General features: G+C 47.9%; 5 protein-coding genes. 1 reads left to right on the top strand and 4 read right to left on the bottom strand.

Going from position 1 to position 10,570, the window contains the following annotated elements; translation table 11 throughout:
- The first annotated feature begins 983 nt into the window (after positions 1-983).
- A complete protein-coding gene (locus FHS16_RS32715; protein WP_183569535.1) occupies positions 984-1,226 on the top strand; it encodes an IS3 family transposase in 243 nt (80 codons plus the stop codon).
- A 139-nt stretch (positions 1,227-1,365) separates the two neighbouring features.
- Here FHS16_RS32715 and FHS16_RS25630 read toward each other — a convergent pair whose 3' ends face one another.
- From FHS16_RS25630 to FHS16_RS25615, 4 genes are all read right to left on the bottom strand, one after another.
- Positions 1,366-7,197, bottom strand: coding sequence for an InlB B-repeat-containing protein (locus FHS16_RS25630; protein WP_183569533.1), 5,832 nt, complete (start codon positions 7,195-7,197; stop codon positions 1,366-1,368).
- Positions 7,198-7,298: 101 nt separating this feature from the next.
- Positions 7,299-8,120 carry a carbohydrate ABC transporter permease gene (locus FHS16_RS25625; RefSeq protein WP_183569531.1) on the bottom strand — a complete coding sequence of 274 codons (822 nt, stop codon included), beginning with the start codon at positions 8,118-8,120 and terminating at the stop codon, positions 7,299-7,301.
- Complete coding sequence (locus tag FHS16_RS25620) at positions 8,120-8,992, bottom strand: carbohydrate ABC transporter permease (protein ID WP_183569529.1); 873 nt, start codon at positions 8,990-8,992, stop codon at positions 8,120-8,122. The genes FHS16_RS25625 and FHS16_RS25620 overlap by 1 nt, the downstream gene beginning before the upstream one ends.
- Before the next feature lie 185 nt (positions 8,993-9,177).
- Positions 9,178-10,560, bottom strand: a complete 1,383-nt coding sequence (locus FHS16_RS25615) for an ABC transporter substrate-binding protein (RefSeq protein ID WP_183569527.1) — start codon at positions 10,558-10,560, stop codon at positions 9,178-9,180.
- Positions 10,561-10,570: the final 10 nt, after the last annotated feature.

Here is a 10,570-nt window from a genome sequence, read left to right as displayed (position 1 = left end):
TTTGATTAACAACCGGCCCCGTAAATGTCTAGGGTGGAGGTCGGCTCACGAAGCTTTCATGGACGAGGTGTCGCACTTAGCTTGACAATTCGTCACATGAAAAGGCTCCCCTTACAGTTGCAGGTTTTATTATTTCACCTGTCAACTGTAAGGAGAGCATATCTTGCAGTGCCTGCACTTCTATCATGTTATCCAATATTCAAAGATTTCTAATCATAATTCGGAATTTCAAAAGGCCTCGTTATACGAAAAAAATTTCATCCATTCGCTTAAAAACCTTAACTCCTCAAGCTGCTCCACGCTAAATACATGCATACAGCTGCTACAATGAAAAAGGCGCTGGACACCTTCTTATTTCTCCGCATCTTTATTCCATATAAACCGAAGAAGATTGCCGCTGCTAATTTGGAAAGGCTTTGATAATAACCATGGTCCAAAAAGTAGGAGCTGCTAAATATAATCGATAGAAACAAAGCGGATAGAATCATTATTTTGAACCACATCGGTTCGCTTAAAAATTGTCGATATATCGCTTTAATTGGTTGCATATAGGGAAGCTTCCTTTCTCATTTCACTTACATCTTTTATTATACTGCAAGATTTGAGACCAAAACGAAAAAAGCCTGATAGATCAATAATCTTGATCGTATCAGGCACCCTTTTTGACTCGTTTATCAGTAAAAATAATCTTTACATAAACTTTAAATTTTCCGGGACCCGATTTCACCTGTTCCAACAATACCCATGAACAAGCGGAAGCACCCAAACAAAAATGGGTAACTGACGTCATATAGTATCGAATTGGTGATGTTTGGTCGTATCTCTCCGACATTAAAGATTTGTGTCAGAACGAAATTGTCGCTCACCAAACGATTCATCACAATGACTACTTGTTCTACAGACATTCTCTAAGGCGTTTGAAAAGGAAAAGGACGTGAATCGGCTGATCGTTCACAGCGATACACGTCCTACGATTCCACGACATGCTGCCAATGGTTGGCGCCCAAATCAGCATGTCCAGGCGAGGCAATGGTTACGCTAATGCTTCAATGGAGAGCTTCTTCTCGCATTTGAAGACAGAAGTGCTCTATTCTTCTGATATTCGATCAGTAGAAGAAGCACATAGCCGAATTAAAGAATATATATACTTTCACAATAATAAGCGTCCACAAAGAAAACTAAACAAGCTGGCTCCGATTCAGTACCGGCTCCAGCTTGTTAGGTAGGGTCTTTATTCAGCAGTGTCCGCTATATGGGGGGTTTGACCACTGTTAGCTAGTTGAGTTTAGGGCTCTTTGTTTTAATCGTCTACAATTCGGGTCACAGTTCATATATCCCGCTGCCGTCCTTATAATCCGTTAAATCTTATTCGTTGTTTTCAAGCATAGCAACGACGATGCTCACAGCTTGCGCGCGAGTCGTTTTGCCATTTGGATTGAAAATATTTTCATCCATACCTTTGATTACGTTGAGCTGATTAAGCACCGCAACAGCGCCTCTTGCCCAATTCGGGATTAGTTCGTTGTCGGAAAACGCGGTGTCAATATCATCGTCTACCTTCAGCTTCATCGCTTTAGCGATTATCACAGCCATCTCGGAGCGTGTAATCTCCGCGTCCGGACGGAAGCTTCCATCGGTGTAGCCTTGAATAATACCGGCTTCCACCGCTTGCGCGACAGACGTTCTTGCCCAGCTTTTGATTTGTTCCTTGTCCTCGAAGACAAGCGATGCTCCTTCCAAATCAAGCTTCAGCGCCTTCATCACCATCACCGCAAACTCTGCTCTGGTTACTTGACGCTCTGGCTTAAACGAACCATCCGGGAAACCGCTGATGATTTTCAGATCCGCAGCCTTCATGATGGACATCTCCGCCCAATGACCGGCAACGTCGCTGAACGCAACGGACGGATCATTCTTATTCGGCAAGGTTGGTTCGTCACTTGCGAAGACTGCAAATTTCGTAAAATGGTCGGTATGAGCGGTAATCCGATTGCCGTTCACTTCGCCGTCTATCTTTACCCACATGTCTTCCTTCTCATCGAAATAATAAACGTTCGGTCCTTTTCCATTCGACCATAGGAATGAATCGAAAACAAACGTAAGCGTTACAGGTTTGTTGAAGTTTTTCGAGAAGTTTTTCAAAATTTCATAAACTGAAGTCAGCAGCAGCTCATGGGAATCATTCCACTCACTTGTATCAGTGAGCTTCTCTATCGTTACCTTTAGCTCTTCGCTGCTTGCGCCGGAAGGAATGACAACTTTGACGGCCGCATCAGCCAGACTCACTTCGCCAGCACTGCCGACAGGAACGGTAATCGAGCCTGTCGAAGACGTCACCTTAGGTTCAATCGGAGTCGTCGGATAGGAAGGACCGCTGCTCTCCGGTGTCCAATTGGCGTACAAGATCATCGTGTCTCCTTCGACCGGAGTAGAGAAGTCATACAGAGAAGTCAACCCACTGTCAGAGTACCATCCAGCAAATTTGTAGCCTGTCTTGGATGGTGCGCCTGGTGCTGCAACGGTGCCGCCAAGCGAAATCGACTGGCTAGCCACTTCTGATCCTCCATTACTGTTAAAGGATACGACCGTATAACCGTCCACAACCCACTTCGCATACAACGTAATCGATTCGCCTGCAACAGTCGCAGTAAAATCGTAAACGTCCGACAGCATGCTGTCGGTATACCAACCGTCAAACGTGTGCCCTGCCTTCGTCGGTGGCGAAGGAACCGCTGCCGTTGCACCGTGTGCAACGGTTTGGCTATCCACTGCGGATCCGCCGTTGCTGTCAAATGCGATAACCGTGTATCCATCTGCCGTCCATTTTGCATATACACTTACATTACCTTCGATCGGTGCGGCAAAGGAGAAGGCTATGGCCAATCCCGCGTCGCTGTACCAACCTGCAAAGGTGTTTCCTTGCTTCGTAGGCTCATCAGGCTGGGAGACCAATCCGCCGTAGGCAATAGTCTGCGCCTCTACATCTGAACCGCCGTTGCTGTTGAAAGTTACCGTATATTGGTTCATCGTCCACTTCGCATAGAGCGTCGTATTGCCCGTAATTGGAGTCGTGAACATGAAAGGAATCGTCAGCCCGCTATCTCCATACCAGCCATCGAATGTATGGCCCGGCTTGCTTGGCGCGGTTGGTGCAGCAGCCAATTCTCCTTGCGAGACCATCTGATTCGGCGTTGCCGAGCCGCCGTTAGCGTTGAAGTCTACGGTGTATTGATTCGAGATCCATTTGGCATAAAGCATGGTGTCTTCCGTAATCGGAGTGGTAAAAGCGAAAGGCAATGTTAACCCTTTATCTCTGTACCAGCCGCCGAATGCATATCCTTCCTTCTCCAAAACGCCCGGATCGCTCGCATAGCTGCCATACGTTACTGTTTGGGCATCAATATCCGCTCCACCGCTGCTGTCGAAGGACACCTTGTATGGATTGATTTCCCACTTCGCGTAAAGCGTCAATTCTGCCGTGATTGGAGTTGTGAATTCAAAAGGCATTGTGAACTCAATATCACTGTACCAGCCAGCGAACGTGCTGCCTGTTTTTGTTGGTGCTGCTGGCTCAGCAAGCAATTCGCCTTGCGCCACCTTCTTGTTGACGATTTCGCTTCCGCCGTTGACATTAAAATGTACGGAATACGAATAATATTTATCCTTGATGTATTGATTCACCGTGTTCATTTCCGCTTCGCTGAGAGCTTTGTTATAAATTAATATTTCCGCGATTTCGCCGTTAAAATACGACTTGTTCGTACCCGCTTGAGCCATGCCGATCCAGCCCGTCGTCGAGTTGTTCTGAATGGTTCCCAGCTTGCCTGTATATGTCTGTACGCGTGCGCCATCGACATAGATATATTCGCTTGTACCGTCCTTCATAAATCCGGAAACGGAGTAGCCGGTCTTCGCCGAAGGTCTGACATATGTGACGACGTTGTTGCTTTGTCCCGAGCCATAGCGTCCCATGATCCGATCGGTGAACGGCGTCAGGTAAATCTTGCCCCACGAACCGCTTTCATGGAAATAGATCGGCGAATTTGAATCGCCCGATTGGCTCGCTCCCGTGCTGGAAGAGCCAGACTTGCTGACGAGAATAATCGTTGCTCCATTATTTTGATTCAAATCGAGCGGCGTAAGGATCAAATGAGCAGCCGTTCCATTGTATCGCAATGCGTTGTTTCCATTGAGAGCGTCCTCAATTAAAATCGGTTGATTGGCGGCAGTCGCCTGTGTCGCGGACATGCCGTTGCCGCTTTGGTCGTTCCATGAGGACACTCGTCCCTGGGCATCGGCGGTCACGCCTTCGTTAGCATCCAGCCACAGCTTCCTGCCTTCGCTTGGAGGTAGTACGCTGTCCGTAACGTGAATCGTAGCTTCCGAACGGCTAAGCACGTTCATTTGAGCATCCAGCACGGCTATGGAGTAGTTATCCAGAACGGACGGCACCGTGATCTTCGTCTTGTCGCCGTTTATCTTCACCATCTGGGGCCCCTCCACGATCTCTGTAACCACAAACGGCAAGATCCAGATCGATTTGGATGGATCGTTCAGATTGACAGCCAGCTCCAATTCGGCGCCTGGCGCGATATAGGTTTCCCTAGGGAGAAGCCTGTTCGCGTCGGACACGTACGTTTCGAATTGAATCGTTACGTTCGGCATGCCTGCGATGCTTGTAGCAATCAAGGTATAGCTGCCTTCGGAACTGATCTTATGATTTTGAGAAATAGCTGATCCGTTCAGCGTATAATTGTAATTGTTGTTCAACTGCAAAAGGAGAGGGTTCTTCTCCGAAACCTGATACTTCTCCCCTTCCCTTACGTTCGCAACGTCGCTTCCGATAAAGAGGCTGAACTCGGACGGTTCCGACACGGAGCCGTCCGAGTATTCGATGTACATCTTGTATTCGCCCGGTTCTTCTGGTGTTGGCATAAGCTCTGCGTCCCCGGCAGCGCTTGTGATCAGATCCGATTCAACAAATACACTTGTTCCCTCCGGGGCAAACCAGAGAATGTCGTTGCTGCCAAGCAGGCCTTTTACGGGAATGTCTTGTGCCCCCGCCACGCGCAGATTGGATGGGAATACTCTCTCTGTGTCCTTCCAAATATTTCGCCCTACCAAGTGCTTGTACTCGTCTTCGAGTCCTGCATTCATGACGACTTCATAACCTTTAAGCGGCCATATATAGTTCTCGTCCACGAACTGGTTCGTGACCGTCGTGTTCGGCGCGCAGCATAACATCGCCGAAGTATTGGAGAATCCATCCCGAACTGTCAGGTCATGTTTCCGCCCAAACTCCTGAATTTCATACACCGATCGCAGCGTATTCGTAATTACATTGCGCTCCATCTCGATGTATGCACTCCCTTCATCGGGGTGAATACCGTTAATCCATCTCGATCCGTCAGGCGTATTTTTAATTCGCGAAACATTCAAATAATTTTCGGAAATTTCAGAAGATTGTGTCCAGTCGCTGTTTCCTTGCTGGCCGAGCGTATAGATGGCGCCGCAGTCATGCAAGATGCGCCCAATTTCCTCAACTCTGTTTTTATTAATGTAGTTTGCCTTTGACGTCGTATTGGGTTTTCCAGGGAAGATGGCGCCTGAAGAGCCATCGAAGTTCCACCAGCCCCAGCCGATGCTCATGCCGCTGTATGCCGCGCCATAAATAAAGTTGTTCTCCACATACATTCTTTGTGTGTAGAACGACGTAATCGGTGCATGGCCAGGGAATAGGCTACCGTCGTTGTACATGAAGTTATTACGGATATAAATATCCTTCGGTACCGACTCCGTACCGTTTTTATATTTTTCTTTGGAAGCGGGAGCTTTTCCAGCCCGTTGATAGGCAGTATCGTTCCAATCGTTCTCATACACATGCTGGGGATGACCAATGACGATGCCGGCACCGCCAGTCTCATAGATCGAATTGCCCGAAACTTCGATTTGCTCGACATCGTTTTCGATCGACACCCCAACGGATCCGGTTAGCTTAATCTCCCCGTCTAGGATTTTAATATTTCTTGCCGCGTCGATGCGAACGGCTGCCGGAAACAAATCATAATTCCGATAAACGTCGTTATGCCAGTTCGGGTCAGCGAAAGCGATTACAATAGTGGCTGCTTGAACGGTAGCTAGTCCTATTGAACCTTCCAGTTCGTATAAATTAAAGTCGGTATGGGCAAATGAAATGCCTTTAAAAGTAATATTGCTAATTTGTCCTGTTTTCGGCGTACCTTGCAGATCCACCAATGTCTCAAGAGAAGGCGCTATTACTTCCGCCGTAGCCATGTTCTCGCCGGCCCGAGGATAATAATAAAGCGTTTGAGCCGACCGGTCGAAGTAAAACTGACCTGGTTGCGTTAGCCATTCAAATACGTTGTATACCTCCTGCGTGCCATTCGGACGGTATGGCGACCAGTTAATCCGTTGTGCCAGCGCGCCGTATGGTTGCTGCAGCATTGCAGCTACCTGACCGCCTCCGATGTCGATAATTTCATCAACCCCGACGATGACTTTATTCCAAGTCATTTGGGTAACCAACTCAATATCGGAATGATTTCGCGTCGTAATCGGAAGCTGCGAAGCCGTGAACTTAGTTCCGGCTGCCACGCTGCCGCCTTGCCACGCCCAGTCAGCCTGCCCCGCCGTAACCGTATAAGTTCCGTATGAGCCTGGCGAAGACAGCGACTTGCTCGTCATGTACGACCGTTCGCCATTAACGTATAGAGCTCTAAGCTTCTCGTCTCTGATCAATGGCGCTTTGTACAGGTTAGGATTAGAGGTATCCTTCACCCAGCCCGAGACAGGATCTCCGCCGCTTAAGACCGGCTTCTCGCCGGGATAAGCTTCATAGCTGATAACATGTCCGTTCTGGCCAGAATCGTCCTCGGTAAACGAGATGGTCTCGTCCAAGTAGTAGGAACCTCCGCGCAAATAGACAACGATATCTTCCGTCATACTATCATTTAATGTTCTTAAGGTATTACGAGCCTTCTCAATCGTTTTCCAAGGCGCTTGCAAAGTGCCCGGGTTACTGTCGCTGCCATTTGGCGCTACGTAGTAAGCAGCGGCGTTGCCACCGCCCTCCGCCGCTTGTACCGTAATCGTTAATGCAGGCAAAAGCATCGTGATCACCATCACGTGTACTATGAATCCGGACAGCCATTTCCATTTTTTCTTGTTCCGATTCATCCTTTTAATCCCCCTTCGGCATAATAGTGTAACCGCTTTCGATTTTATCACGCCACTTCTTCGTTCGATATGCACCCAAACGCAAAGTGTTATGCACTTATTTATCCTTTAACCGATCCTGCCGTCATGCCGGATACGATATATTTCTGTCCTAGCAAGTAGATCAAGATGACAGGCAAGCTCGTCAGCACGATATCCGCGCTTACCAAATTCCAGGCGGTCTCGTAACGGCCAAAGAAGTTGTAAACCGCAAGAGTCATCGGCCATAATGAGGAACTGTTCAAGTAATAAAGCGGAAAAATAAACTCATTCCATGACGCCAGAAAATTCAGAAGCATCACTGTAACAACAACCGGCAGCAATAACGGGAAAATGATTCTAAAGAAAAGCGTATTGCTGCCGCAGCCGTCTATGACTCCCGCCTCGTCGAGCTCGCGCGGGACCGTAGAGACAAAGCCGTAAATCAAAAAAACGCTGAAAGGGATTTGCAATGCTGTGTACAACAAACTGAGTCCGATCTGAGTATTCATCAGATTAAAGGTTTGCATGACTTTAATGAGTGCGATATGGTTCACTGGCATCGTAATGCCAAGTACAACGAACAAGTATAGGAAACGATTAATCCTCGTTTTTTTCCTGGAGAGAACATACGCAGCCATCGCGCACAGAACAATGCCAAGAACAACCGATACGACCGAATAGAGCATGCTGTTGCCGAATGACTGCAAGAGTTTTCCGCTCTCAATGACAACCGTGTAGTTGGAAAATACCCATTGAGAAGGCCATTTGAAATTCATGGAAGCTGCTTCCCCTTGCGTTTTGAATGAATTAAGTAGAATTAGGAGCAGTGGCACAAGCATGATCAGAGAGACCACCCACACGGATAAATGCCTAAGACTGCTGAATAACCGTTTTGTGGCCATTACGCTTCAACCTCCTTGTTAAGCAACCGGATAATGAAATAACCAATGACAACCATAATGACGAACATCAACGAGGACAAGGCCGTTCCGAGCCCATAATAGCCGTATCCGAACAGCTTGAAGATTACGGAGTACAACACTTCCGTTTGATCTCCAGGCCCTCCCTGCGTCAGCACGTAGACGATATCAAATACTCTCAGACCGTACACGAGGTTGAGAACCGTCGTCACCGCGAATGATGGCAACAGGAGCGGAAGCGTAATGTAACGAAGTTTCCCCCAGAAGTTAGCCCCGTCAATGTCTGCTGCTTCATAATATTCCTTGGAGATTGTCATCAGCCCCGCTAGGAAGATCGTCATGATGTAGCCCATGCCCTTCCACACGTCAATGCCATAAATCGACCAGAACGGCCAATTGCCATCATAAAGCCAATTGCGCGTCCAACTGTCTAACCCAAACGTACGGAGGAAGGAATTCAGAAGTCCGGACGGCGCCAGGATAGACTGGAAGGTCAATCCGGTAATGAGAAACGAGAGCACGGTTGGCAAGAAGATTACAGCACGATGAAAGTTTTTTCCCCATAATTTCTGACCTACGATTAACGCCAGGCCCAACCCCAGCACGGTCTTCAGAATCGTTGTTACGACTGTGAGCTGAAGTGTGTTTCCAATATACCGTAAATAGTTCTCATCGGAAGAAAATATGGACTTGTAATTGTCCCACCCTATGAAACGGACCGTATCGTCGAATCGGCTCCAATCCGTAAACGAATAATACATACCTACCAAACTAGGCAATACATACAAAAAAACGTACAACAGCAGAGCTCCAAATAAAAAATAGGCGGGGTAAATCTTCTTTTGAATGTTCATTCCTTCTTCTCCTTCTTCGCTAATGAATGAATTGCATGTTTTTATTATGAAGGCGCTTCAAAGAGCTTGCTATACACGAAAACGCTTAACTTTATGCATTCATTTATCGCATGAGGAAGGTATTCCACGAAAACAAAGAACCCACGAAATGAATCGAGGGTCTCTTCTTTAGCTATTGGACTCGCTTATTTAGACCAAGCCGGATCCTTCTGCGCGGTCGCTTGCTGGCTTCTTCTTTTGTCGATATTTTTCAGTAAATCGGCTGGATCCAGTTTGCCTGAGAAGACGGCAGTCAAATCTTTTCCGATATCCATCCACTGCGGATCGATGTAGCTGACACCTGATTGAAGGACTGCTCCCTCTTGTCCGTTACTGCCTGCTTTGATTTCCTCAAGAACTGCGTTTTTCTTAGGCGTTACCCCTTCGAAAGGCAGCTCGGAGAAACGGCTGGTTTGATCCAGATACGTCTGCATGTTTGACGGCTCAGCCAAGTACGCTAAAAATTGCTTTGCTTCCGCCACATGTTTGCCATTCTTATACACGAATTTGGAAGGACCTTGCGGATTTACGTTCAAGGTCTGATTGTCCAGAAACGGCATGACGACGGCTCCGAAGTCCTCTGCCTTGTAAGCGGAGTCCGACTTGTTCGCGAGGAGCTCGTTGCCGAAATTGGACCTGTCGAAGATCATCGCGAATTTACCTGATGACATCGCATTATAGGCATCGGCATAGGTGTTGCTGAAGTGTTCCTTGCCGTAGTAGCCTTTCTCGACGAGAGCAGATACCTGCTCTACAAGCTTGAGCATTTCCGGGCTATCCGCAAGCAGCGTCTCGTTAGCATTCAGCTTATCATACAAGCCTCCGCTCAGTTCCTCCACCCTTGGTCCCATTTCGAGCAGAGGAAGCTGGTGATGCCAACCGTCGGAACCCGCTTCATAAATCGGCGTAATGCCGTTCTCCGAAAGCTTTGCGCTAACATCCAGCAGTTCGTCGTACGTCTTCGGAGGCATCAAACCTTGCTCCGAGAAGATTTTTTTGTTATATACCAGCACCCAGCTGGAGGTTCCGCCTAGATCCCAAAGCGGTAAGCCGTATACCTTGCCATTGTAAGATACACCTTCGTCGAACGGCTTCTTAAGCGTGGATACCCACCCCTCACCGGACAAATCCTCCAGGTTCTTCTCCGGGTCCAAGGTCGACTTAAGCGTAAGCTTCCCGCCTTGGGTCACGATGACATCCGGACCCTCTCCGGAATTCAGCTTAGCGCCGATCAAGCTTGTGAACTGATCCGACGGTACGATCTGATAATCGATTTTGATCCCTGTATTAGCCTCAAATGTCTTTGCAAGCTCTACTTCGGCGTCCATGATCTGGTCTTGCGAAGCCATGACGGTCAACGTCATGTTCTTTTTTGTCGGCTGATCCGTCGACGCAGTATTTCCTGACGGTGACGGGGCGTTACTGACCGAATCAATATTGTTTCCATTCGTACTGCCGCATCCCGCCGTGACAGCAGCAACCGTCAGTACACAGGTTGCCATGGATAAGGCCTTTCGGATATTTGCCATAAATGTGGTG

This window comes from Paenibacillus endophyticus (genome assembly GCF_014192395.1).
GTDB classification, from domain to species: Bacteria; Bacillota; Bacilli; order Paenibacillales; family Paenibacillaceae; genus Pristimantibacillus; species Pristimantibacillus endophyticus.
This window is presented reverse-complemented; position numbering and strand designations above follow the sequence as displayed.

Bases quoted from the DNA above. Each gene is read 5' to 3' on its own strand.
- FHS16_RS25625 (WP_183569531.1), bottom strand. From the start codon at position 8,120: ATGGCCACAAAACGGTTATTCAGCAGTCTTAGGCATTTATCCGTGTGG.
- FHS16_RS32715 (WP_183569535.1), top strand. From the start codon at position 984: ATGCTGCCAATGGTTGGCGCCCAAATCAGCATGTCCAGGCGAGGCAAT.
- FHS16_RS25630 (WP_183569533.1), bottom strand. From the start codon at position 7,197: ATGAATCGGAACAAGAAAAAATGGAAATGGCTGTCCGGATTCATAGTA.
- FHS16_RS25615 (WP_183569527.1), bottom strand. From the start codon at position 10,560: ATGGCAAATATCCGAAAGGCCTTATCCATGGCAACCTGTGTACTGACG.
- FHS16_RS25620 (WP_183569529.1), bottom strand. From the start codon at position 8,992: ATGAACATTCAAAAGAAGATTTACCCCGCCTATTTTTTATTTGGAGCT.